The following is a 25,134-nucleotide window of genomic DNA, read 5'->3' on the forward strand; positions in this document are numbered from 1 at the left end:
CGGGGATAGCATGAGCGCATCCGAAGACATGCGGTGCAGGGATGAGGCGGTCTCGTGGTTCACGAGGCTCCAGAACCGATCCGTCACGACAGGCGAACTCGGTGAATTCGCGCGGTGGCGGCGAAACCATGCGAACGCCGCAGCCTATCAAGAGGTGGAAAGGCTTTGGGCCGACAGTGCCAGACTGAGCAGCGACCCGGACATTCTGGCCGCACTCACACAGGCGCAACAAGATGACGAAACAGTGCGCCTTCCGTCGTCCGGAGTACGACTCGCAGTCATACTCGCCGCCATCGCGGCTTTGATCATGCTTGGTTTTTTCGCGATCGGTGCGCTTCTGCCGACCCCGACCTACCGGACCGCCGTCGGTGAGACGTCCGTCGCCAAACTAGAGGACGGATCTCGGATTCAGCTCGACACGGACAGCAGTCTCACGTCCGACTTCAGGAAGAACGTCAGGCACGTGAGCCTCGTGCGGGGGCAGGCGTACTTCGACGTGGCGCATGATCCCCAGCGCCCCTTCGTCGTCGACGTAGGGCAGGGCGCCACCGTCACGGCGGTAGGTACCAGCTTCGACGTACAGCGTCTGAATGACCGCAGCCGGGTTTACCTGGCATCGGGTTCGGTGGTCATCAGGCGCGGGGCGCAGACCCTGGCCATACTCAAAGCCGGTGAGCGGGTCGAATTCCAGTCCGTCGGACCCGCTTCTTCGGTCGACAGGTCGGTAGCAACGCTAACCGTCTGGCGCGAACGGCGGCTCTCGTTCGACGAGACGCCGCTTGGTGAAGCTGTCATCGACATGAACAGGTACACGAAATCACCGATCGTGCTCAATTCGGCCTCGGGGGGTACGGCGTTGATGAACGGTGAGTTCTCCGTGGATGACCCCAAGGGGTTCGTCGGTGCGATCAACACTTTGTTCGGGCCCGGAACGGCGACAATCTCAAGCCGCCCGAATTAGAGATCGATTCCAAATATACCTTTTCTGCGCACGCTCTTCGTGGAAAGATCGGTGCCGTCCTGTCGGAGTAGGCCGATCGATCCTGAACGTCCCAACCCGCTCGCCGACGCTTTGAGGGCGATCCGCAAGCATCGAAGGATGCGCGTGAGCGAGGTCGCTCGGGCGATGGATATGCCTACGCGATCGTATGAGCACCTTGAGGCTGGAAGCGGCCGTCTGACCTATGATCGCATCGTCGATTTCGCCGAAATCACCGACAGCGATCCAATCGCAATCTTGGCGACCTTGTCCTTCGGAACGCCTGACTTCGCGATCCGGTGCGCCGACAACAAGCTGATGACGATCATGATGATTGCGATGATGGAGCTCGACCAGGACCTCGGGCCGGACATATCCTATCTTGATGCCCAGACGCTAGTCGGCGGCTTCACCAAGCTCACCCGCGAACTTGCTCAACATGTTCGGAAGCGCGAAACGTTCGCCGAGGAATGGCTGAAACAGGGCGTGGACCGGTTGAGCCCAGTAAGATCCTCGCCGGTCAGAAAACTGCGACCTAAAACGGTCTAGCGAGTAGAATGAGACGTCACTCGTCAGGGTTTCCCCATCGCGATGACGTTTACCCTTCCGACGATGCAACGCGTCGACAGTGACGCGCGTCGCACGGGGGGCTAAATGGGTGGGTTTTCAAAAGTCCGGATGACCGCAGGGTTTCTGTCGGTCGGATTGCTGCTGGTCGCGACGGCCGGGACGGCGCAGGGGAACGCCGTGCAGTTCGACATTCGGGCTGGGAGTCTGGACGGGGCTTTGAGGGCCTACGCCAAGATCACCGGTCGACAAATACTCTACCGTGCCGAAACGGTGCGGGCATTGCGCTTCAGCGGTTTGAACGCGCGCCTGACGGCCGATGTCGCCCTCGAACACATTCTGGCTGGAAGCGGCCTATTGATCGACCATCCTTCGGCCAACGTCGTGGTAGTCCGGGAAGGCATTGCTAAAAGCCCCACCGCCTCGTCCGGCGAGCCGACGATACCCATCGCCGAGATCGTCGTCACAGGCACCAACATCCGCGGCGGTGTGCCGACGGGTCCGGTGCGAACCCTTGACAGGCGTGACCTCGAACGCTCGGGACTGGGCACCGTGGGGGAGCTCATCGCGGCTCAGACCGCCAACTTCGGTGGAACCGGCAATCCCGTCGCGAGTCTGACCGGCGCAGATCAATCTACGCTCAACTATTCGTTGGCGCCGGCCGCGAATCTACGTGGTCTCGGCAGCGATGCCACCCTGACGCTATTCGACGGACGGCGCGTCGCAGGTTCCGGGGGCCGCGGTGACTTCGTGGATCTCTCGTCGATACCCTCCCTTGCGATCGATCGGGTGGAGATCCTGACCGACGGCGCATCCGCGATCTACGGTTCGGATGCGGTCGCGGGCGTGGTCAACCTCGTTCTTCGCCATCGGCTGAACGGCGTGGAATTCACTTCGCGTGGCAGCGTCGGGACGCGAGGCGAGCCGGCGACGTTTCTAGGCGGCGCGGCGGGTGGCAAGACATGGAACGGCGGATCCGTTCTCCTAGCCTATGAATACGAACACCGTGATCGGCTTTCCTCGGCGGACCGGGCCTACACGGCGACAGGTGACCTGCGCCCGTTCGGCGGTAGCGATAGACGTCGGTACTACACGTCGCCCGGTACCATCCTGTCCCTTGATCGGGCGACTTCGAGCTACGTCGCGGCATACGCCATTCCCGAACTGGCCGGAGGACGACAACCAACGGCTGGCGACATACAACCGGGCGGCAATCTAGGCAATCTGAATGCCGGAGCCGATCTCTCGCCCAAGATCGAACGGCATGCCGTCTATGCCCGCGTCGAGCAGGATCTGACCGGGAATTTCAAGATCTTCGCAGATAATCGCTATGCTCACCGAACGTTCGACTACGGTTCGCCCGCGTCATTCACGATCTTCCAAGTGGGAACCGCGAACCCGAACTTCCTCCGGGTCGCAGGGATGACTTCAAGCGTCATCGCGTATGATTTCATCAACGATTTTGGACCTGCCGACGTTCGGGGCAACGTGTCCGCGTTGAGCGCGACCGGCGGTTTCGAATGGCGCATCGGTCCGGCTTGGACGGTGGACGGCTACGGAAGTTACGCGCGGGAACGGAGTGGGGACGTGTCGTCGAACCAGTTGAATTCGACGTCACTCAACGAGGCGCTCGGCAACACCGCGGACAATGTGGCGACCAGCTACAGTGCAGCGAGCGACGGCTACTTCACTCCGTACGGCTCGGGGGCGTCCAACAGTCAGGCCGTGTTGAATTTCATTGGCGCCGGCTACGCGATCGCGACTCGTCGCAGTTCGGTAACCGACTCGCTCGTCCGTGCGCAAGGACCGCTGCTTCGACTTGCAGGCGGTAACGTGCGCGTCGCGGTCGGAGCATCCTTCCGGCACGAGAGTTTCGAAAGGGCGGGCGAGAGCTTCTATTCCGGCGTCTTACCGGTGGCGACCATCGTCACGCCAGGCACGCGCGACATCAAGGCCGTCTTTGCCGAATTGCAGGTGCCGATCGTCGGGCGGGAAAACGCGGCCGCTGGGCTGCGAAGCCTGGATCTGTCCCTCGCTGCCAGACACGAGGATTACAGCGACTTCGGACGGACCACCAACCCCAAGATCGGTTTCGCGTACCGTCCGGCCAACGGTATCACCTTGCGCGGAAGCTGGGGCACATCGTTCCGAGCTCCGGCGTTGTCAGAGGTGAACGATCCGAGGCGGGTGGTCGCTACCGCGCTGACTAACTCGGTAAGAGCCAGCGTTCCGACGCTATTCATTACGGGCGGCAATCCGGACGTCGGCCCTGAAAGGGCGAGGACGTGGAGCGGGGGGCTGGTGATCGAGCCCGACCAGATCCCTGGCCTTCGCTGGGAAGCGAACCTGTTCTCCACGAAGTTTCGCGATAGGATCGCGCAGCCCGCGCTCGAAGACCTCACGAGAGCGCTGACAAACCCCGATCTCGCTTCATATGTGACCATCGTGAATCCCCGGATCAATGCCGCGGATCTTGCTACGGTCACCGCGCTTCTCACCAGTCCAGGCGCGAGTGCGGGGACGACGCCAGCGACATCCTTCGGTGCCATCGTCGACGGTCGGTTCGTCAATACGGCATCGCTGAATGTGAGCGGTCTGGACTGGGATCTGCGGTTGACCCGACCTGTCGGAGCGGATCAGGTGTCCGCCAGCATATCGGCGACATGGCTGTTCGAGTATCGGAGACGTCTGACGCCGTTAGCGGCGTCCGTCGATCGACTGGACACCGTCGGGAACCCTGCGAACCTGCGTCTGCGTGCGCTGGCGACCTGGAGCCACCGGGCACTGTCGGCGACGCTGATCGGCAACTACGTCGATGGGTACAAGGATGACGTGAGTGTCCCGAACCGTCATATCGATCCCTTCGCAACGATCGACGCGACCATTGCCCTGGCCGCGGAGAAGGGGCTGTTCGCCAAGCTGCGACCGTCGCTGAGCGTCACCAACATTCTCGATGCCGATCCGCCGTTCGTGAACCGAACCAGTGGCTTCGGTTTCGACGCGACGAATGCCAGCCCTTTCGGACGCACCGTCGCGCTGGCGATCCGATACGTGATGTGATCCCGGACGCGCCCCCCCGCGGTGCTGCGCCCCTCAATCAAAACTGAATGGACAATGGCATGAGCAGGCGGGCTTCGTTCGCGCTGATTCTCCTCGTGTGCTCGCCGGCAAACGCTCGGCGATACACCGTGGACGACTATCTCGGTCTCAAGAGCTACGGCCAGGTGCTGCTGGCGCCGTCGGCTGGTCTTATCCTGATCGAGCGCCGTCGACCGTACCGCGAGGCTCCCGAATTCGCATACGACAACTACGCGAACCAGAGGATACTGACGCAGATATTCGCAACCCCCGTTGACGCTCACGCCCCACTCACACCGCTATTTCCGCAGCAGGCCGACGCGGGATACTGGCTTGGATCCCTTTCGCCATCGGGCGTGAACGTCTCCGTGTTCAGGATCCAGCGTCGTCATCTGAGCCTCGGCGTGATCGATCTAAAGCTGAGAACGGTAAAATGGCTTGCGGCAACGCCCGATTGGCTCGCGGCCGCGCCGGCACCGATCTGGACCGACGAGACCCATCTGCTGTTTGTCTCGCGGGACGATTTCCCACTCCCCGCGACCTTGGCAGGGAATACGACCGCCACCGCCCTGCTCGAATCCCTGTGGTCGCGCCAAGCGGCTGGTTTGACCTCTTCCACCGAGGTTTCGAGCCGAGATGGGGCCATAGGTCCTCGCGACAACCGTCGACTCATCGAGATCGATCTCGCGACTGGTAAGGACCGAACCCTTTTCGAAGGCGAGATAGTGGACATCTCGCTTGATCCATCACGCAAGCGAGTGGCGATCGTCGTCGCAGGCAAACCCGTGCCGCCGCCGCCGACTCCAATCGGGACCGGTTTCGAAAGTCGGCGCCATGCGCTCCACATCATCGATCGGTCCAGTGCCGTGGATAGGATCGTCCCCGGTGATGTACTTCGCGGGCTGCTCCGGTGGTCTGCCTGTGGTCGGCTCCTGATCGTTCTGCGAGGAAGCGAGAGCGACTGGTCGAAGGCGCACTATGCGTCAGTGGACACCGACGGACGATCAACGATCCTGGGCGGGGCCGCGGTATCTCCCGTCGACGGGGACGGAACAGATCGTCCCCTCGTATATGCCGGGTGGGCGGGCGAGACGCCGGCCGCCCTCGTCGTGATCGCAGGAATAAGCCGTTGGATGAGGCTCCTCCAGGGAGAGGCGATCCCTCTTGCGGTCGCCGGCAAAGCCCGGCCAATCGGCGGAAAAGGCGCCCACCTGTGGCTGCGCGATGGTGAAGACCTCTGGGATGTAGGTCCGCGAAGTATCAGGCGGGTTTCACGTCACGTATCGAATACGCAAGCCGTCCTGCTCGACCCGATGAGCCGCGGTTCCCGGCCGTCGCAGAACCCTGATGCTGCCGAGCTCTTATCCGTTGGCGCCGTCGTCCGTTCGGTCTCGCCACTGGGGGGCATAGGTCCGTCCTTCAAGCTGCAGCAGGGCCGCGACATCCTGGCGATTGACCGACAGACCATGGTGACCCGCAGCGCCGACGCGCACGGCGTCGAAGAACTGTTCGTCACGCCGCGAGGCGGGGCTACCGTCAAGATCGACAGGATCAACGGTGAACTTTCCGACGTGACGCTCGCGACACCTGTCCCCCTTCAGACGCGGGATGGCACCGGAAAGTCTTCGAACCACTGGTTGCTACTGCCGGCCGGAGCGGGGCCGTTTCCGATGATCGTAGTGCCATATCCCGGCATGAGGTTCGGGACGACCACACCTCGCGAAGCCGGCATATCCTTCTTCGACGTGGCGACCAACGGCCAACTCTTAGCCGCCGCCGGTTACGCGGTGCTTTTCCCTGACATGCCGATCAATGAGGAAAACGGACATGTCTCGGGTGCGTTCGCCCCGCAGGTCGAAGCGGCGATCCGTGCTGCCTCCGAGACGGGTCGGATCGACGCTGACCGGGTCGGCATCATGGGCCACAGCTTCGGCGGCTATGCCGCCCTCGTGCTTGCCGAGGAGTTGAAGGGGGTCAAAGCGGTGGTTGCGGCTAACGGCCCGTCGGACATCCTGTCCGCCCATGGCATGATATCGGGTGTGGACCGGGTCGCTCTGACGCGCGGCGTTTCGTTCGCTAACGCGGGGTGGGCCGAGAACGGGCAGGGTCGCATGAAGCGCCGACCTGCCCAGAACGGGCAGGCATATGGGGTGGCGAGCCCCGTCACTGGAATGGATCGGATCGAGGCTCCCGTACTCCTTCTGACGGGTGACATGGATTTCGTCGCAATGTCGCAGAGCGAGCAGGCCTTCGTCGAACTAGCTCGCGAGGGCAAGGATGCGACGCTTGTGCGATACTGGGGTGAAAATCATACGAACGCCTCCCCGGGCAACATCCGATCCTACTGGGACCGAGTCGTGCGGTTCTTCGATCTTCGTCTGCGCGCAGGCCACACGGATTGAGAAACGTATCGGGACCTCAAACCGGAAACGAGGTAATCATCGCGTATCGAACGAAACCAGAAGCGTGCCGGTCTCATGCTGATTGCCACGACCGCAGCCATGCTTCGCACTTGGCGTGCATCGAGAGTGCGCGGTAGTCCAGGCTGTAGAAAAGATGGTCCTCATTCAGCGTCGCGTTCATCGCATCGACGTCTATAATGCCAGCGGACGCCAGAGCACCGTCCAAGAGGTGGCTGCGAAGGAAGGGCAGGTTGGCGACGGTGGTCCGGCTATAATATGCGGCGGCCTCTCCCTTCGACGGGCGCCGCGCGATGGACTTGGGAATTCGATCGGCGAAGACGCGTCTGGCGCAACCTCTGTCGATGGAGCCCGACGCAAGCACCCAAGACGGAAGGGCGAGTGCAGCCTCGATGACAGGCTGTGAGAGGAGGGGATGGAGTAGCGGAGCCCCGAGATCCGTCGGGCGCGCCGAATGGCTGTTCTGACTGTTCGCCATCATCGTGATCTGAAGGAGCCGCCCCGGCGGTCCGCTTCGGGCGTCTTCGACCCATGGGTGAACGCTACGCTCTAGTGAGCGCAGGGCGCTTTCGGTCAGAAGGTTGCTGGACAGATTGTCCGATGGAAGACCGACGGGTCTGAAACGGTCTCGAAGTGCCGGGATCATGTGGCTCCAGATCGAAGTGCGGGCGCGACGTGCATCATCGAGAAGCGGACCGATACCAGACCGTAACCCGAGCGATCGAAAGCGATCGATCGCAGTGTAGAACGTCGCCGGTTGGAAGAAGACAGCGTCACCGCCTTGACCAGTCAACACGACATCGGAGCCCGACCGCTCTCTCGCCGTCGCAACTGCCTTGGCGAAGACGTCATCGGTTCCGTACATGAACGGGTGGACCGTAGGTACCGCATCCAGAATGCGACGGAATTCCGGAAACGCCGTAACCCTGCTGATGTGGAGTGGCACGTTCGCCAAGCGTGCGGCGTCCGCCGCATATTCAATTTCCTCGACATCCCCCGCCGATGTCACGATGGCGACCGCGCGCGCATCAAGGGCACATTCCGCCATCGTGCCCAACACGATCGAGGAATCCAGGCCACCGGACAACTCGATCAGCGTTCGCCTCCCCGCAAACGCGCGAACCGCCTCGTCGACGGCCGACACCAGACCCCGACCGTCACCGTCACCGTTCGGCACGAGAGCGGCCGGTGACCATATCGTCGTCGCGTCGTGGGGCGGGGCGAGGTTCACGAGACGACCGGGAACCAACGTCCGGATGCCGCTGAGTAGAGGTGCGAAGGGGGCGCTTGCTGGGTCCACCAGACATGCGGACAATCGACGCAGATCGACAGTCGACCTGTAACCTGCTGACGCAATCATCGTGGGTGTGAGGAAGTCGGCGACCATCGTAAGTCGTTCGTCGGAGATCATGTGTCCCCGCCCCGCGCCTGAGGGATCCGCCATGGCGAATCTGCCATCGCGACCATCCAGTATCGCGATGTAGTTACCCCAGCCGAAAGACGTGAGCGCCTGGGCGCGGGCGGGCCCCGACGCGTCGTTGCCTAGGTCGCATTCGGATCGTACGAACCTTCGGCCTAGGACGAAGCCGTTATCGCCTTCCCTGCTGTATGCGAGGTCGGGATGCGCAAGGATGATGAGGCCATCGCGCTCCAGCAGCCGAACGAATCCCGATGCCGTGAAGCTGGCCGAGATGGCATCCGCACGGTCGCGGACGTCACCATGTCGCCAGGCGAGAACGAGGAACCGCGTCGTCATAGAGCGCCAATGGCGATCGGCACGTATGCGAGAACCTTGTCGAGGCGGTCGTCGAGTACGACGCCGTCATGCTCGATCCAGCAATGTGCCTCGAACGGATGAGATCGCACCCCGAATACAATGTCGACGTGGATACCCCGTCGCTGAAGGAAGCGGGCGGCGATGGTTGCGGCTGGCAGACATCTACGCGGGGTGGGAACGACGAGCCGGATGTCGCGAAGATGGTCAAGGGCTGCCATCAACTTCGGCGGGACGTCGTCGACGGCTCCGCTCATAGTGCGGACATTCGTGAACCGACGACATGGCAGACCTCTCCGAAGTCGTGACGCGGTCCATTTCATCGCGACGACCAGGTCGATCACGTCGGCAAGCGTCACGGCGGGCGTCGCGTTCCAGTCGATCCTGATCTGCCGGGTCGGAGCCGCGATGCTCTGCTTGAGCGGGGAGGCGTCGTCGTCGACAAGGCCGGCGGACCGAAGAGAGCTCAAGGCGCCTTGCAGCAGGGAAGGGTTGGCGGCCCGGTTTGAGGACGCATCTCCGGCGGCATCGACGCTGCCCGGCAATGCGACGTATCGGTCACCGAGCGTATCGAGCAGGATGAGATCCTGCCCGATTATAACCGGAAAGATGTGGGGGGCGAACGCCATTGGAAAGCTGGCGGCGCAATCGATGCGCCGCCAGTCGCCGCTCAAAGCGCGTAGATGCGCATGTCGGAGTTGTCGCTCTCCGGCGCGATGCCGACGAAATTCGAAGCTGTGACGGAGCTTGCGCGACCGAGATCGACGAGATTGAACGTCTTCATGATGCTTTCCTTTCGAACGCCGCGACATCGCGACGCCTCGTTAGATCAGCGGCTCAAGATCCATTCGAGCTATATCTGAAATCGATTTGTGATCGGTCTGTGGCTTCTGTTGAGCATCTCGACGATCTCGCTCGAGTGGCGGGTGCGGCGGGCGGTGTACTCTTTAAAAGCCGTGGATGGATCGCCATCGTTGAACCCCTGCCGAAGTAACCGGATGTCCGATCGCCAACCGTTCAACACCTGCATCTCCGCGCGCCGATAGGGGGCGAGAACCAGGTTCGTCCGAGCCATCGTCTCCGCGATCAGAAGGCTCTGAGCGGCGTTAACGATCGGCTCGATCAAGCCTTCGATTGCTCCGACTGCATCTTCGATGGTCCCAGCGTCCTCTTCCATCGAATACAATATTTTGAGTCGACAGTTGCCGGCCAGCGCGCTCGCCATCATGAAATCAACGAGGCCGAGGTAGTCGACTAGATCGCTGGAAAGCAGGTTCGAAACCGCAAACCCCCTCCTGCCATCCGCCGCTATCACCGCGCCTTGGCCCTTCAGCCGCTCCAACGCTTCGCGGACCGGCGTCTCGGTCATCTTCAGCGTTTTGGCGACGTCCTTCACGACGATGGTTCCGCCCGGGGGCCGGGTTCCGGCTCGTAGTTCGGACGCGATATGCGCGTATGCGATGTCGGCTTTCGACAGGATATCCATCATCGCGCTCCCGCAAGTTGCCTTGAGCGTCGGCGGCTGCATCCGACAAAGGAAGCATTTCGATGCTTGGCGGTCTCCGAAGTGTGGGGCCTACGATAAGTCCGCCAATTCCTGCGCGATTCGCGACGCGTTCCGTCGCGACTTCCCACACTTCGTGCATCAATGCGGCGAAGATCGCATGCTCGGATGCCAAGTCCGTTGCGATGATGTCGGGCCGTGTGGATTAGCGAGCGCATTTACTGTTCTAGGATCGGCTCGGGCAATCCGGAAGCAATGATATCGCCGTCGTGTTTCGCTCGCCGGGACCGCGATCGTCTCGCTTGTTTGGGCGAGAGGGGTGCTACGCGGCATAGTCCCCCGGTAACTTCTACGTTTGTCATGGGGCGAGTTCGCCGATGCGGTCAGCGGGTGCCCATCGGCGATACGGATGGGCACATTGCGTAACTAAGCTTGCAGGGCCGGGACAGCTCCGGGCACGGTTGTTGTCCTCCTCGTGCCGCGCGTCGTCGCAGAGGCGGGGCAACGGCTGGCGCCGCTTCACGGCGTAGCGATCGCAACGGCAAGCGCCCCTTGTCCAAGATGCGGCGCATGGACAGTCTCGCCAGGAAGCCGCGGCGTTTCATTGCGGTGCCACGTATGTTGGTCGATCGCCAATGTCATGGGAGCATTGCTTCAGCATGCATCGTCCCACGTCTCAGCTGCCATCGACCGGCATCGCGGCTCCACCTGTCGCAGCGATGCGCTGGCGACGAAGATCGCGAGCAGCATCAGGTAAAGGGCCATGGTCGCAGCCATGCACCGGCACGTCGACCAGTTCCGTCCGACCTGCGGCACGAAGAGTTAGTCGGCGCCGGAACGGGACGCATCCGGTACCGGCTCGCGGCCCGACGCGATCAGCTGCGGTCGCGCCGCGTCTGCGGGGGCAGGAGCCGGTCCGGCTGCCTTTCACCGGTGCAAGCGGCCTTGAACATCGCGCAGGCGTGCAACGGAGGGACGGCGTGATACTGAATGATGTCAGGTGCGCCAGATCAATTGGGGGCGTGCCGAGATTACCGGGGTTTCCCGCGCAAGCCACCCAAGCTACTTGCATCCATAATGGACGAAAACGCGCTGGAATCTCTTACCGCTCGGGAGCGCGACGCACTCCTCCTGATGGCCCAGGGCTACCGCGTCGGCGAGATAGGCCCGCGCATGTCCGTTTCGACGTCGACCATCGAAAGCCATTTGAAGTCAGCGCGGCGCAAGCTGGGTTTCAGCTCTAGTCTCCTCGCCGCGCGTGCCGTCTACGGCGAGAGTTCACCTCCCCGGAATCTGGGGAGCGGCTTTTCGGGGATGGTTTCGGAAGCATCGTACGGCGAGCAGGACGAGCCGGTTCCAGAAACGGAACCGGCCAGGGAGCAGGCGGCGCCGGCACTGGACATTGGTCGAGTCGACCGATCTCCGGATGTCCTGGGCCGGCTGTTCGGCAGAGACGGGAACCGCAACGGTCTGACAAAGACCGAACGTCTGGTCGCCTGGATGCTGCTGACGGCGATGATAGGGATCGGGGCTTTCGCTAGCCTCGCCATCCCGTATCTGGTCGATGCCCTGCACCGCCGATGACCGCAACTTGACGACGTCCCGCGACGAGCCGGGGCGGGGGGAAAAGACATGTCGAAAACACGCCAGAAGGCCGCGGACGAACTCACCCTGGCGTTCATGCCGCTGGAGCGGGATGCAGACCGCGTGGCGGCCAACGCGTCACGCTGCGTCGCCATCGCAATGGAAGCGGCAACCAAGGCACGGCTGGGCCCGACGCGCTCGAACGCCGCCATCGAACTGATGCTCAAAGCGGCGGCGGCATCCGCCGAAGCCCGGCGGTTGGTCCGCGAAGCGCACGTCGCATTGGCCGACATTCGCGACGAGGTGGGGTTGGTGAGTTCGTACGGGGATTGCGACGAGGGGCAGAAGGTGTTCGGCATACCGCTACTTAGCGCTGTCGCCTGAGATGGCTTGACCGGAACCGACGAGAGGGGTCCGATCCGCTGATGGGATACCGCAACCTCTTTATAGCTCTGCTCGTCGCGACGGTCGCCTATGCCTTCAGGATCGGCGGCCGTCCCGAACGTTGGGCCGCCGCGATGTTCGTCATCGCGGGTCTGCTGACGCTGCTTCTCCATTCCCCGTGGCCGGTGCGCTACGTCGGCGTGGAAACGTCCGTGCTCGTCGTTGATGCGGCGCTGCTGATCGCCTTGTTGGCGCTCGCTCTGCATGCCGACCGTTTCTGGCCCCTGGCCATGGCGGCGCTGCAGACGATGGCGATCGCGGCCCATGCGGCGAAGGCGCTCGACCTGCGCCTGGGGGCGGGGGCTTATCAGCAGGCTCTAGTTTTCTGGAGCTACGCGACCCTTCCGCTGCTTGCTCTCGCCGTCTGGCGGCACGGGCGAAGATCGGCTCGGGGAGGGGGAGATCGTGATTGGAGCATATATCGTGAACACCCAGACCAGGGGGCTTCGGAGACACCCTGATGTTGACCCTGAGGTTGTGTCCTATCGGGATCTCGCGATGCTTCTTTACAAAGAGAGGCGGGACCGCGATCTCGAGCTGCCGGAGGCCCGTGACTTCTGGAGCGATCCCGCTTGGGATATGCTGCTTGATCTGTTCATTGCGACGGAGGAGGGGCGGGTGGTGAACGTCACGAGCGCCTGCATCGGAGCCTGCGTGCCATCGACGACGGGATTGCGCTGGATCGGGCAACTCTCGAAGGCGCGACTGGTATGGCGCGGCGTCGACCCGTTCGACGCGCGAAAGGGTACGTTGGGCCTGACGAAGAACGCGGTCGCCAGCATGAAACGCTATCTCGATCGTGTTGGTGCGGCCCGAGGCTATCGCAAGGCTGACGGGTCGTTCTGACCGACCTGCAACGTCGTTCAATTGTGCGTAAACTACGTTAGAAGGAGAGGTTGCCAGAGCTTCTTTTGCTTTGCAGGTTCTCCACACGAGTTCGAGCGTGATCTTGCGACGGGCAGAACCGATTTCCACGTCGTTCGTGTTGCGGAAAGACACGAAAGCTGAAAGGCGCTTAGCGCGGTGTTGACCTCGAGCAGTCGGAAGGATTAGTCGTAATGCCGTCCTATCAAGTCGCGCACCTTCGTGAACAGGGTCAGGACATGCTGTTGTTCCCGTTGGACGACCGTTTCGGACAGCTGTCGTCGAATGACCAGAACGAGCTTCTCCGGGAACTCGAGATGCGGGCGAACGCAGCCGGACTGGCCGGCGGCGCGGCGGTGTTCTGGCGTCATGGCCGAGACGAACACTTCATGGGCCCACAGCCATGGCACCCGTTTCTGCGAAGCGTTGGGATGGACTTCGTCCAGCGCAACTTGAACCAGGAGATCTCTTGGTGAGGCGGGGGGCTTGGAATTAGCCCGGAGCGGTATGGAGCGGCAACGAGCAAAGCTAGGCCAACGGCATACTTCGTCGTACATTAGACGGACGATCCAAGGCGAACGATAGCTCAACTCTAAACGGCATCTCCGCTCACGCCATGGAACGAGCACATCAAATTACTCACCAGGAACGGTTAGGAACAAGACATGGCGAGCATCTCACATTCTCTGATGATCAAATACGGCCTGCCGTCAGGACCGTCCCAAACGCAGTCCGACCAGTGGGTTCAATTGGTCGATGCGCTCGTTCGCCAGGGGTTCAGTGCGGAGGAGGCGGGCCGAAGAGCGGCCAGCCAGATATTCACCGGGTTTGAAACACGCGTCTATGCCTCGGAAGCCGATACCATCATGTCTCTTCTCGGACGGGCGAAGGACAAGTAGTGCAGGTCGTGCGCCCCGAGACACTGACAATGATCAAGGATTTCGCTCCGATCATTACCTTCGTCCTGGGGTTCCTGACTTCTCGACTCTTCATGACCCGCAAAGAACGGGCGGACGTGTCGCAGAAATGGTTCGAAAATTCTCGCAGTCTCATGGAACGGCAGGAGGAGACGTTCCAGAAATACACAGCCGCGATCACGTCGTACATGAATTGCGAAAAGAAGGACGAGATCGATTATTTCATATTGATCGCAACGACCGGGGAAACGTACTTCTATCAGCTCCGCATCGCGAGCGACGCCATTATGTCTGGGCATGTGACGCCATCTGCCCGCGACAACACGCTTATACCGAAGATCAAGGAGGCTACCGAGAAGACGCTGCCCGAACACTACGACGTGCTAGACCAAATCGCCAAGAGGAAGGCGTTCAGGTACGACGGAGTTCTCGATCGCCACAACTACTCCAGCTTGTATTCGGTAGTCGAGAAATACGGGCATCTCGCGCATTAGAGGCGGCTTGACGCGTCGATGCGTCGCAAAATCCGAAACTTCAGCGCGACTCTGGGTGCCGGTTGGACTGTTGGGCGGGGCACCGGACGTAGCCAAATAGAGTGCTTAGTCGCCGTTTCTCGGCTCAAAGTCGCCAGCGGGCAAGCGCAGTCGAGGCAGCCACATGCTGCCGCGGTCATGCCGGCTGAGTTGGGTCTGCGAGCCGGATGCCAGGCCAGTGAACACCTGAGCAAAACCGGCCTCGGTCATGCCCCCCCGTACGTTCCGGGTTTCCGCTGAAATCGTCATCGGCGAAGCTTACGGATCGGATGCTGCATCGCTAGAGTCACGAGATCTGCAACCACGCCATCCGGCGAGAGGCCGCCGTCAAATCCGCCGCATGGATATCACGTATCATGCAGAACGCGCAGTTCACGTGCTCGTGATGCCTCAGCTTTGATCATGCTTCCAAGTTTCGTTGCGGACTCGTTCCGTGGTGATGCGCGCCAGCAGAAACCTTTGGCGAGCGTAAGACGCTGGCTTGGAAAAGTGATCTTCTCGTCTCCTTCGTTCTCGAATGCGACTCCGGGCACTCCCGATCGTGAACGTCGGCGCCGAACGTACGGTGGTTTGGCAGTGAACGCTGCGCCGACCTACGGATGATCCGCGTCAGAAGGGATTGCTCCGTTTCCGACCGATCGGGTGGACGGGTCGCCGACGATTCATCAGAAAGCCTCCTCATCAATCCCCGGGGGCCGTGTGGGCTGCAAAATACGATACCTGAGCAGCGGCGGCATTCAGCAGCGTGAGGTCAAGGGCGTCCAGGCACTCGCCGACGCGTTCCCGATAAACTGGCTGATGTACGTCTCGCTGTCGGCGTTTCCGAAGAACAGCTCGCCGATCGAAATCGACGTGATGGTGGTCATGGACGACCGCGTCGTGCTTCTGGAATTGAAGGATTGGAACGGCGTCCTCACCGCCAACGGCGACAATTGGCTCGTGAACGGTGCCTATCGCGGCCGATCGCCAGTCATTCTCGGCGCCGAGAAGGCGAGGAAGATAAAGGGCATAATCGCCAACGCGATCCCGAAGCTTGCGAGGAGCTACGTCGACTCGCGGGTGGTGCTGACTGCCACCGCGACCAGCGAACACCTCAACGACGCCGAGCGAGAGCAGGTGCTGTCTCTGGAGGAGGCCTGTTCACTCGCGAAACCTCAAAGGCGGCGCGACCTGCTCGGCGACGTCAAACTGACCCCGTTCAAACCGAGCACGTTCGTCAAGGAGTTCGAGAAGCTCCTCGGCGAAAGCCGATACTTCGAACCCCTGAAGATGAGCTGGGACGGCTACGTCGTCACCGACGAAGACTTCTACGTCCACGGCAAAGGCGTGTGGCGCGAGCACCGTGCGGAACTGATGCGCGAAGACAGGGTCAAGGCCCTGCTGCGCCTATGGCGCTTCGACCAGCTGCCCGTCGGGCTCAACGAGCCCGCGGCGCGGCGCCTCGTTGCGGAACGGGACATGCGGGTCCAGGCGCTTCTCGGCGAGCGCGGCAGCTGGATGGGCGAACGCGGCATCCTCAAACTCGCGGGCACGCCGCCCGAGGAGGTGCTGACCCAGCATCCGCAGTTGCTCTCGCTTCCGACGAACTGGACCACCCTGCGCCGCTATCTCGAGCGAAACACGGACCTGACCGGCGAGCAACGCATCGACATCGTGCACTGCCTCGTCTCGATGGGAGCGGAACTCCACGGCAACGACATCGCGCACCGTGACATCGGGTCGGATTGCGTGTGGCTCGGCACGCCGACCAGCATGTCGTTGACCGGATTCGCGTCGGCCCGCCTTCCGGACGACCAGTCCGTCTCGGACTGGCTCATGCCGCTGGCGACGTACGCCGAGCCGGAGCCGGATTGGGGCGGCGACGTCGCGACGGCGAAGGAACGCGACGTCCGCAGTCTGGGCGTCATCATGAAGGAGATCGGCGACGGCGCCGTGAACGGTGATCTGCCCGATGGCTGGGAGGAAGTCGCCGAACGTGCCCTCGCCAAGCCTGGAACGCGCTACGCCGACGCGACCGTTTTGGCCGACGCGATCGGCGAGCTCCGTACGCCGTCGGGTCCTTTGGTCGATCAATCCCGCTTGGACGCATACGAGAGCGAAATCATCCCTTACGTTGCGTGGCCGCCGACCACCGCTCCGAGCGCGAAGGGACGCAGTAGCCGCTACGAGACGATCGACGGGCATGGGATCACTTGCGTCGTGAAGGTCTGGAACGGCGTCGCGCGGGGTGACGCCGAGCGTGATCTCGCGCTTCTGGCGATGTTCGACGCGGCCGCAGCGCTGCATGCCGTGGGCATGCCTGCGATCGCACCCGTAAGATCGTTCGGCCTGTCGCTCGTCGGCCCCTTCGTCGTGACGGAGCATGTTCCCGGGGTCGACCTCGGCGCGCTGTCCGCCCTCGACCTCGCCGAGACCGTGAGCATCCTCGACCATCTCGCAGAAGCGGTGACGGCGCTTCACGCTCGCCAACTGACGCATGGCGATCTGCATCCGGGCAACGTGATCGTGCAGGAGCGGTCGCGCATTGTCCTAATCGACGTCTTTGACATCTCGCAGACGGGCATCGGTCGGCTCCACAGCGCCCGCTGGGCCCCAGCGGACCACGAGCGGCGTTCCGCCGAGCAGGTCGATCGCTTCGCGGTATGTCGGATCGCCGCCGATCTTCTGGCTCCGCACGCCTCCGACGAAGCCCTCATGGTGCTGTCCGCCCTGGACGCGGAACTGGCGCGCAACTCGATCGAGACGCTGGAGCCGGTGATCGAGGCGCTGCGGGTGGCGCGTCGAAGGATCGAGGGGCCCAAGAGCGGCACGTTCCACCTGACGGCGTCGAACCTTCGCGCGTTGCAGATCGACGGGGACGACGGACGCCTCTGGGTCCGTTCCTACGTCAACGGTACCGGCGAAACGTTCTTCCTCACAGGCGTCCGCCACCGGCTCGTCATCACGATGCGCGGCGGTGAGGTGGAGACGTGCGAGGTCTCGGAAGCAATGCTTCGGGATCTTGGTCAGGGCGCATCGGTGCCCTTGCTGATCACTACGGCGCCGGGCCTCGAGTCGGGCATCGCCGAACTGGCCAACCATCTGCGGCAGGTCGCGCCACCGGAGACGGTGGCCGACAGGGCGGCGGGTGCGGCCGTCATGGATCCCGAGACCGATATGGCCGAGGGCGGAGGCGAGATCGCCGACTTCGGAGAGGGTGGGGCCGACGACGGCGATACGATCGAGGAACCAGCCGCCGTTCCGACCTTCGAACGCAAGCTCGACATCTCCCGCCTATGGCTGCGGTCCGCCGAACTCGAGGAGGACTGCGTTCCGCGGGTCCGGCTCGACGGACGCGTCGGCGAGAGCGGCGGCTCCGCGGTCTACCGCTACGAGTCCGCGCAGCCTCTGGAGTTCGAGGACGACGACATCGTCGAAGTACGCCTCGATGCCGGTCGAGGACGCAAGATCGGCGTGCTGGACGTACCCAAGTGCGATGGTCGCGATCTTGCGATCCGGGATCTTCGAAGCTTCATTGCCGATGGACAGACCGTCACCCTGATCGACAAGAGGGACCGGATCTCCAAGGAGCGGAGACGTCGCGCGGTAGAGCGGATCACGAGCCGGCAAGGCGTCGTCCCGAACCTCGTCGACTTCTTCGATCCGCGTATCGACGCGCCACAGATCGACTTCGACCTCGACGTGACCGAAGCCGACCTGCGACGCTACGGTCTGAACGCCGGACAGCGGGAGGCCTTCAGACGGATCATCAAAACAGGTCCCATGGGCCTACTGCAGGGGCCCCCCGGTTCCGGCAAGACGCTGTTCATCGCCTCGCTGACGCACTGGCTGCTGACGAAGGGGGGCGCGCGACGCGTCCTGATCGCCAGCCAATCGCACGAAGCCGTGAACAACGTGCTCGAGGGACTTCTGAAGACCTTCCGTAAGCAAGGCGGACAGGCCGACATCCTTCGGGTTGGATCGCGCGGCGCGACGGACAGAATCCGTCCATACCAGGCGAGATCGCTGCGGGACCGTTATCGGCTGCGCTTCGAAAACGGTTTGAAGACGCGCGTCGCGGCGGCGGCCGGCGCCGCCGGCATCAGCCGGACGATGGCGCACGAAGTCGTGGATCTCGACCGGCGGCTGGGGGCCCTGGAACGCTCCCTGCAGCTCGCCCGCGTCTCGGCGGAGGCCGAGGACGCCAGCGCCGACGAACGCCGACGGTCCGCGTCCCGCCTTCAGACGCTAGAGCGGGCGTTCGCGGCGAGCGCCGCCGACATACTCGGAAGAACGGTCGACTTGGAGACCGAAGTTCCGGCCGCCCTCATCGAGCACGGCTACGCCGAACTGATGACCCGGCATCCGAAGGCGAGCCCCGGGGACCTCGCCACGCTGCGGCGCATTCTCGCCCTGTCGCGCGAATGGACCGAGAGCCTCGGTACCGGCCACCGCAATTTCGACGAGTTCCTGGCGAAGACCCGATCGGTCGTCGCCGGCACGTGCGTCGGTCTGGGCCAGTCGCAGATCAAGCTCGAGCAGGGTTCCTTCGATTGGGTCATAGTCGACGAGGCCGCCAGGTGCACGCACGGCGAACTCGCCGTGCCGATCCAGCTCGGCAACCGCGTGGTTCTGGTCGGCGACCAGCGACAGCTCAAGCCCATGGTGAACCGCGAGGTCGAGGAGGGGCTTGTCGAGGAACTCCGGGGGATCGCCCGTCGGGAGATCGTGCGGTCCGACTTCGAGCGGGCCTTCGAATCACGGTACGGCGCTCGGAACGCCGTCGTTCTCGATGAACAGTACCGCATGGATCCCGGGATCTGCGGGATCGTATCGCGCGTCTTCTACGCTCCGCATGGCGTCGTGCTGAACCCCTCGGAGGACAGGGTGCCGGACGCCGCGTTCGAGGACCTGCCTGCCGATCTGTCGGTACCCATCGTCTGGTACGACACGGCCAAGGCCCCCGGTGCCGAGGAGCATTCGAAGAACAACCGCCGGGACTTCTGGAACGAGGCGGAGATCGAGGGCGTCATGGCGCTCCTCGAAAGGCTCGCGCGCGAGGTCAAGCTCGAGAGCGAGCTCACCAAGCGCGCCGAACCGTCCATCGGCATCATCTGCATGTACGGCGAGCAGAAGAGGCAGATCGAGAAGGCCTGGTCTCAGCGTCATTTCAGCGACGCGTTCCGTCGGGCGGTCACCATCGACACGGTCGATGCCTACCAGGGGAAGGAGAACGCCATAGTCATCCTGACTTTGGTGCGAGCGAACGGCGAATACGGCGCGGGCCACGTCCGCTCGCCAAACCGTTGCAACGTCGCCATTTCCCGAGCGAAGGAGCGACTGTACATCTTTGGCCACACCCGGATGTGGGAGGATCGACGCTGCCATTCGCCGATGCGCGACGTCCTCTCCGAAATCCGGGGCCTGGCCCCGTCCGTCGCCAACGTCGTGCCAGTGAAGGACATCCGATGAGCGACAAGAACAGCGAACCGTTGCCGGAGGTCGACGAGGTCGATTTCCAGATGGCGTGTCGACGCTTCACCATCCGTGCAATGATCACGAACGATCGCCAGTTGCCCGTCGTCGACGAGTTCCTCCTTCGGATGCTTGCCATCATCGACGACGTCCCCGTCAGCAGGCTTCGTACCTGGTTCGGGTTCACCGTCGGCGAGATTCAGACGGTCCTCATCGATCTCGAACGCCGCGCCTTCGTCGAAGTCGATGGCGAGAACGTCAGGCTTGCGCCCAGCGGCCGCGAGCTCTTCCGAGCGATTCCAGAAGGCGGCGTCCCTCGGATAGTCGAGGTCTCGCCATTGATAGATCAGGTGTGGTTCGATCTCGTCAGCCGGAACATGGTCCAGCGGTCCAGGAATAGATCGGTCGATTATCTCGTCCGCCTCCAGGAGGTGCCTTCGGCGCGCGAACTGCCCGAAGCATTCGCCCGCGATGCGTTCGAGGCGAACTTTCGCGACTACGCCCGGCGCGTACGCCGCCTTCCCGACGCCGATTCCGTCAACATCTACTCGATCTCCGAGGTCGAAGGCGGAACCTATGGATATCAGACGCTCAAATCGAAACTCACGTTCGACGCACGGCGGAACGTAGTGCGGCCCGCATTCCCCGAACTCGGCGACGAAGCGGTGCGCTTCCAGAAGCTGACGATCGCCGCCGCCGCCGCTTGGCAGTCACTCGACGGTCCCGAAGGTGCGGCGGCCGTCATCACGGACTATGAACGCTTCACCGGCGACCGCAGGCTGGAGGCTTTGCTGAAGAGTGGCAGTACCACCGATGCGTGGCGTGATGCGATCGCGAACGTGACGGCCGGCGACGGCTTTCGGCCGACGCTTGGAGCCACGTATCTGGAGCGCAACATGGAGGCGCTCGTCAACAGTCTGGCGTCGGTCCGGACCTCGGACAGGAAGGCGGCTCAGATCCTATGGCTACGACCCTCAGGCAGCAAATGGGCACGCACGCTCCGGCTGGGGTCGTCACTGCAGGAGATGCGGGAGGGGCTTCGTGCCTCCGGATATTCCGATACCGCCACGACGCTCATCATGCCCAGGGCGACACCGCGTCCCGTCAGGAGATCGCACCGCAGACTCTTCGATCGCGGCGTTCTACTGCCGCAGGGCCATCTGCCGCCGAACCTCGAGGTCGTCCTGATCGAAGGCATCTGCGCCCTGATCCACGTGCATGTCCCAATCGGCGGAAGCGCCGTGTCGATCGGCAGCCTGGTGACCGACACGAAGCGTCTCGAACGGATCGCCAGCCGGCTGTCGTCAGCTCGAAGCGCGACCTGGGAGACCGTTTGGCAGAACGGGAGGGATCAGAACCCCGCAAGTGGTCCAAACCGACTTCTCGCGTAACATAGGAATAACCGCTCGTTTTCACGGCTCGGCTTCAGATCGACGTCCTGTAAGAAAACCGTGCAATACGTATCGGCTGGCCAGTTTGGTTCGGCACCTGTCGAGGCGCCTTTCCAATAGGCGGCCTTGCTCGTGATCGAACTCGTCGATGGAGGCCACGGAGCGACGAAGTGGTCTTGATCGGTTTAGGTCGGACGGACGTATGGGATGCGCTGAGGGAAGAATGAACTGGATCGGCCTTTGGCAATTGCCGAGGTTCGCGAAACGTGCGCGATGATGGCGAGGAGTGCCTGCCGACGACCGGTCGCGAACGCCCCGAGCGAGCGGTAGATAACGCAGTTTGGCAACATGCGCCGTCAGGGGTCGTCGTGGCGTAACCTTGCGGTGGACAACAGTTTGCCTCACCCCGTGAATCTCATTTCAGGCCTCGGGGGGCAGGTGACGAAATTCGGTCTACGCGTCAGTGATTCCACAAACCGGGATGCTATGGGGCGACAAGCCAACATGATAGCGTTTTCGGTCGGGATGTCTGAAGCGGCCACATACACGGTTCGCATGTTCAAACCCGCAAAGATGTCTGGAACCAATTCATCAACATCGCTCCGGACGCCGCAAGCCATCCGTCTGCGCCGGCACCGGAGGGAAATCATGCACGTCGCGCAAGGCACGTCACATCCCGCAAGCGTCATAGAGTTGCACCGGCATGCGTAGAAACCTGACCATCGTCGGTGCGGTGCTGTCCGTCATGCGGGACCGGGCAAGACCGCTGTCGCCTTCGGAGGCGTACGCGGCCGTCATCGAGCGTGGCCTTTATGGCTTCAACACGGACGATCCGGTATCAGTCGTCAGGAACGCGATCCGTCGCCGTTGCGAGGGCGTCAACTTCGCAAGCGCGTTACCTGAAAAGCTGTTCGGCGCGACCAACGATGGACGCTACTACCCGCTGGACAAGGTTGAAGCACGGCTACCTGCTGATCTCGCTGCCGAACCTTCGCTGATCGCCAAGATGCTCGTGCTGAAGGCAGACCACGAGCAGCATGTTCGCACGCGAATCCTCAATTCTCTGCTCGATCTCGCGCCGGACGCGTTCGAACGCTTCGCGGAACGTCTCCTGCGGGCGTACGGGTTTCTGGATGTCGCCGTGACGAGGAAGTCCAAGGACGGCGGCATCGACGGCCACGGACTTATCGCCATCGGCTTGACCACCGTCAGCGTCGCGTTCCAGTGCAAGCGCTACCGGACCAAGCCGGTAGGGCGCGCCGATATCGACGCATTCCGAGGCGCGACTTCCGGACTGCACGAGCAAGGCTACTTCTTCACGACGTCCCGCTTCACGCAGGAGGCTCTCGATGCTCAGCGGCGTCCCGGTGCCGTACCCATCATCCTCTTCGATGGCCCGAAGATCGTCGACATCATGTTCGAGCAGGAGTTCGGAGTCGCGTTCCGCGAGTTCAGGGTACCCGAGCTCGCACTGGACGCTGTGCTAGACGAGGGGTGATGAACACGCGGCGGAATGGCGATGCGCTTCTTGCCGGAAGGCTGTCGAAGGTTGACGTACGTCAGGTGTCGTTGGCGGCGTACCATGGTCGAGCAAATTCAGAATAAATCGCCACGTTCCGAGCCGCTCGACGCCGCGTCGCACCTGATCAGCCTACGATCATCATCCGAGGTATCCCGGCGCCTTAGTTTTGATCAGGTGGATTGGCATCAGTCCAAAGCCGGATTTGCAGAATTCATCGGGTCTGGCCGACCCTCTGATCGTTCGTTCCGCATCGACCAGATCCCCCAACGCCGGCGTTTCGAACGCGGTCGGGCGCGGCGCAATCGCCAGCTTGGATGTCCTCGTGCCTTGGACCGGTAACCGGACCTAAACGAGCAGCAGGTATCCGTTATCATGCCCGCCAATGTTCGGCGGTCTTTAGGGAACGGTGACGCGTTGGTCGATCAAGGAATTCCGATGTCTGTCGATCACGCCTTCGGATGTCACTCGAGCCCCGATCAAGCAGCGCCGTGCCGCCGGATGTCCCGAAAAGGCGCCGCTGCTCGGCAACGTAGAAGGCCGTTGATGTACCCTATGGTGACCAAAAACGGGATTACACCGATTCGGAATATGAGCCCGCGCAGAGGGCATTCGCCCTCAGTGCGGGCTCATATTCCGGCGGGGACAAACTCTCCACCCAATATAACGGCGATTATGTCCGGCCAGCGATTTGTCCCCTCTCGAATATGCCATGTCCCGCAGGGTGCGACCCCCTTCCGGAGAGCCAGTGATCCGTCTGAAAGGGATGAAAAATGCCTCTGACCATAGCTAGATTCGACCTCGACGAGAGCCTGCCGATCGCCAACGTTCCACGCCCCGTGCCGAAGAAGCCAAACGTTCTACCAACCAGCTTCCCGTTCGTGTTCGACGTCGGGCAGCAGGAAGTCGTCAAACCAGTCCTGCTGTTCCTCACCGACAAGTACGCCGCACCCGGCGCGTTCAAAGAGGGGCGGTGGACGAAGGCCAACTCGGCGAGCGCCGCCGCCGCCGACTTGAAGGACTGGTGGGGAACCATCATCACAGGGGACGTGCCTTGGGACTGTGCCGATGACAGCATGATGGCGGACTGGCTGATCGACATGAAAATGTCGCTCAGCGAAAAAACGTCGGACTTCCTAAATTCGTCAACCATCAATCGGCGCTCGTCCAACGTCGCGGAGTTCTACCGCTGGGCACTCGGTCGCAAACTGGTCGAACGCGTTCCCGAACCGGACGCGGCCAAGCGTCTAGCGAACATGCGGCTGACCAATCCCAACATCGCGAAGTCGTATCGCAACAGGAGCCGCTCCAAGTACGATCAGGACCCGCACCCGATCTCACCGGAAGTCGCCGTGAAACTCGCCGCCGAACTCGGACCGCTACCGAGCGAAGGCAAGACCCAAAGCTCGCGGACCCGACTCGTCTTCGAACTGGGATACGAGACCGGGATGAGGATCGACGAGATCCTGAACCTCCACCATCTCTGGTTCAGCGAATTCGAGTTCGACCCAAACCGCCCGTTCGTGATGTCGTCGTTCGACATCGAAATCACGAAGGGGCTCGTCAAGCGCGAGATCAACGTGCCGGCGTGGCTGATGGAGGAACTTCGCCTCTACGTCGTCGGGGAGCGGATAGCGGCTATCGAACAAGGCGGTAAGTCCTGGCTGAAGGGCGACCGAAAGGCCTTCACTCAACTATTTCTCAATCACGCCGGTGCTACCCACAATGCAGGCAAGCCGACCCAACCCTCGACCATCCAAGACGAATTCCACACTGCCTGCCTGACGTTGAAGATCCACCGGCGCAAGATCAGGGCGAAGGGCACCCCCCAGGAGAGCGCGATCTACGTTCCCAAGCACACATTCCACGACACCAGGCACAGCTTCGCGGTGCTGCTCTTTCGGTCCTTGGAGAAGCGAGGCCGCGTAAGACCTTGGATCCGCGTGCAGAAGGCGCTCGGTCACGCCCAGGTCTCCACCACGACGGGGATATACCTGAACGTCATAGACCATCTGGGGGCGGAAGCACTCGAAATGGTCGCGGAGACGTTCCACGGACTGCGCCACGCCTGGCGCGGCGACGCCGCCGTAGCGAATTGATCCGAGA

Annotated in this window: 18 protein-coding genes; 15 read left to right on the forward strand and 3 right to left on the reverse strand. The window is 62.4% G+C overall.

All coding sequences use genetic code 11. The annotated features are described in order from the left end of the window. Window positions 1–10 precede the first annotated feature (10 nt). From O6Y00_RS00445 to O6Y00_RS00460, 4 genes are all read left to right on the forward strand, one after another. Window positions 11–961 carry a FecR family protein gene (locus O6Y00_RS00445; RefSeq protein WP_353440708.1) on the forward strand — a complete coding sequence of 317 codons (951 nt, stop codon included), beginning with the start codon at window positions 11–13 and terminating at the stop codon, window positions 959–961. A gap of 111 nt (window positions 962–1,072) precedes the next feature. Then, complete coding sequence (locus tag O6Y00_RS00450) at window positions 1,073–1,528, forward strand: helix-turn-helix domain-containing protein (RefSeq protein WP_353440709.1); 456 nt, start codon at window positions 1,073–1,075, stop codon at window positions 1,526–1,528. Window positions 1,529–1,657: 129 nt separating this feature from the next. Next, window positions 1,658–4,606, forward strand: a complete 2,949-nt coding sequence (locus O6Y00_RS00455; RefSeq protein WP_353440710.1) for a TonB-dependent receptor plug domain-containing protein — start codon at window positions 1,658–1,660, stop codon at window positions 4,604–4,606. A gap of 128 nt (window positions 4,607–4,734) precedes the next feature. Beyond that, window positions 4,735–7,026, forward strand: a complete 2,292-nt coding sequence (locus tag O6Y00_RS00460; RefSeq protein WP_353440711.1) for an alpha/beta hydrolase family protein — start codon at window positions 4,735–4,737, stop codon at window positions 7,024–7,026. Between the two features lie 73 nt (window positions 7,027–7,099). On the opposite strand, the gene O6Y00_RS00465 is transcribed toward O6Y00_RS00460, so the two are convergent. From O6Y00_RS00465 to O6Y00_RS00475, 3 genes are all read right to left on the reverse strand, one after another. Further along, entirely contained in the window at window positions 7,100–8,800 is a 1,701-nt protein-coding gene (locus O6Y00_RS00465; protein ID WP_353440712.1) for an asparagine synthase C-terminal domain-containing protein, read from the reverse strand. Continuing rightward, on the reverse strand, window positions 8,797–9,363 hold the full coding sequence (locus O6Y00_RS00470) for a lasso peptide biosynthesis B2 protein (protein WP_353440713.1): 567 nt from the start codon (window positions 9,361–9,363) through the stop codon (window positions 8,797–8,799). Before O6Y00_RS00470 ends, O6Y00_RS00465 begins: the two co-directional genes overlap by 4 nt. Window positions 9,364–9,671: 308 nt before the next feature. Next, the gene (locus O6Y00_RS00475) at window positions 9,672–10,304 is read right to left on the reverse strand and encodes a GntR family transcriptional regulator (protein WP_353440714.1); all 633 of its coding nucleotides are present in this window, start codon (window positions 10,302–10,304) and stop codon (window positions 9,672–9,674) included. 1,095 nt (window positions 10,305–11,399) lie between these two features. Here O6Y00_RS00475 and O6Y00_RS00480 point away from each other — a divergent pair. The 11 genes from O6Y00_RS00480 to O6Y00_RS00530 all read left to right on the forward strand — a co-directional run bounded on the left by O6Y00_RS00480 (window position 11,400) and on the right by O6Y00_RS00530 (window position 25,127). After that, window positions 11,400–11,906, forward strand: coding sequence for a helix-turn-helix domain-containing protein (locus tag O6Y00_RS00480; protein WP_353440715.1), 507 nt, complete (start codon window positions 11,400–11,402; stop codon window positions 11,904–11,906). A 48-nt stretch (window positions 11,907–11,954) separates the two neighbouring features. After that, complete coding sequence (locus tag O6Y00_RS00485) at window positions 11,955–12,290, forward strand: hypothetical protein (RefSeq protein ID WP_353440716.1); 336 nt, start codon at window positions 11,955–11,957, stop codon at window positions 12,288–12,290. A gap of 41 nt (window positions 12,291–12,331) precedes the next feature. Continuing rightward, the gene (locus tag O6Y00_RS00490; protein WP_353440717.1) at window positions 12,332–12,811 is read left to right on the forward strand and encodes a hypothetical protein; all 480 of its coding nucleotides are present in this window, start codon (window positions 12,332–12,334) and stop codon (window positions 12,809–12,811) included. 16 nt (window positions 12,812–12,827) lie between these two features. Then, window positions 12,828–13,196 carry a hypothetical protein gene (locus O6Y00_RS00495; RefSeq protein WP_353440718.1) on the forward strand — a complete coding sequence of 123 codons (369 nt, stop codon included), beginning with the start codon at window positions 12,828–12,830 and terminating at the stop codon, window positions 13,194–13,196. 212 nt (window positions 13,197–13,408) lie between these two features. Beyond that, window positions 13,409–13,690, forward strand: a complete 282-nt coding sequence (locus O6Y00_RS00500) for a hypothetical protein (protein WP_353440719.1) — start codon at window positions 13,409–13,411, stop codon at window positions 13,688–13,690. A 189-nt stretch (window positions 13,691–13,879) separates the two neighbouring features. Then, window positions 13,880–14,113, forward strand: coding sequence for a hypothetical protein (locus O6Y00_RS00505; RefSeq protein WP_353440720.1), 234 nt, complete (start codon window positions 13,880–13,882; stop codon window positions 14,111–14,113). Further along, window positions 14,113–14,625: a hypothetical protein gene (locus tag O6Y00_RS00510; protein WP_353440721.1), complete on the forward strand. Its 513-nt coding sequence runs from the start codon at window positions 14,113–14,115 to the stop codon at window positions 14,623–14,625. The genes O6Y00_RS00505 and O6Y00_RS00510 overlap by 1 nt, the downstream gene beginning before the upstream one ends. Before the next feature lie 681 nt (window positions 14,626–15,306). Beyond that, window positions 15,307–20,115, forward strand: a complete 4,809-nt coding sequence (locus O6Y00_RS00515; protein WP_353440722.1) for an AAA domain-containing protein — start codon at window positions 15,307–15,309, stop codon at window positions 20,113–20,115. Beyond that, complete coding sequence (locus O6Y00_RS00520; protein ID WP_353440723.1) at window positions 20,112–21,509, forward strand: hypothetical protein; 1,398 nt, start codon at window positions 20,112–20,114, stop codon at window positions 21,507–21,509. The genes O6Y00_RS00515 and O6Y00_RS00520 overlap by 4 nt, the downstream gene beginning before the upstream one ends. A gap of 703 nt (window positions 21,510–22,212) precedes the next feature. Then, window positions 22,213–23,007, forward strand: a complete 795-nt coding sequence (locus tag O6Y00_RS00525; RefSeq protein WP_353440724.1) for a restriction endonuclease — start codon at window positions 22,213–22,215, stop codon at window positions 23,005–23,007. Window positions 23,008–23,909: 902 nt separating this feature from the next. After that, window positions 23,910–25,127 carry a tyrosine-type recombinase/integrase gene (locus O6Y00_RS00530; RefSeq protein ID WP_353440725.1) on the forward strand — a complete coding sequence of 406 codons (1,218 nt, stop codon included), beginning with the start codon at window positions 23,910–23,912 and terminating at the stop codon, window positions 25,125–25,127. Window positions 25,128–25,134: the final 7 nt, after the last annotated feature.

The sequence above is a fragment of the Sphingomonas faeni genome (assembly GCF_040407565.1).
In the GTDB taxonomy this organism is placed as follows: Bacteria; Pseudomonadota; Alphaproteobacteria; order Sphingomonadales; family Sphingomonadaceae; genus Sphingomonas; species Sphingomonas faeni_F.

Coding starts and splice junctions, on each gene's coding strand:
- O6Y00_RS00500 (WP_353440719.1), top strand. CDS start 13,409: ATGCCGTCCTATCAAGTCGCGCACCTTCGTGAACAGGGTCAGGACATG.
- O6Y00_RS00475 (WP_353440714.1), bottom strand. CDS start 10,304: ATGGATATCCTGTCGAAAGCCGACATCGCATACGCGCATATCGCGTCC.
- O6Y00_RS00505 (WP_353440720.1), top strand. CDS start 13,880: ATGGCGAGCATCTCACATTCTCTGATGATCAAATACGGCCTGCCGTCA.
- O6Y00_RS00465 (WP_353440712.1), bottom strand. CDS start 8,800: ATGACGACGCGGTTCCTCGTTCTCGCCTGGCGACATGGTGACGTCCGC.
- O6Y00_RS00485 (WP_353440716.1), top strand. CDS start 11,955: ATGTCGAAAACACGCCAGAAGGCCGCGGACGAACTCACCCTGGCGTTC.
- O6Y00_RS00445 (WP_353440708.1), top strand. CDS start 11: ATGAGCGCATCCGAAGACATGCGGTGCAGGGATGAGGCGGTCTCGTGG.
- O6Y00_RS00525 (WP_353440724.1), top strand. CDS start 22,213: ATGCGTAGAAACCTGACCATCGTCGGTGCGGTGCTGTCCGTCATGCGG.
- O6Y00_RS00490 (WP_353440717.1), top strand. CDS start 12,332: ATGGGATACCGCAACCTCTTTATAGCTCTGCTCGTCGCGACGGTCGCC.
- O6Y00_RS00520 (WP_353440723.1), top strand. CDS start 20,112: ATGAGCGACAAGAACAGCGAACCGTTGCCGGAGGTCGACGAGGTCGAT.
- O6Y00_RS00455 (WP_353440710.1), top strand. CDS start 1,658: ATGACCGCAGGGTTTCTGTCGGTCGGATTGCTGCTGGTCGCGACGGCC.
- O6Y00_RS00480 (WP_353440715.1), top strand. CDS start 11,400: ATGGACGAAAACGCGCTGGAATCTCTTACCGCTCGGGAGCGCGACGCA.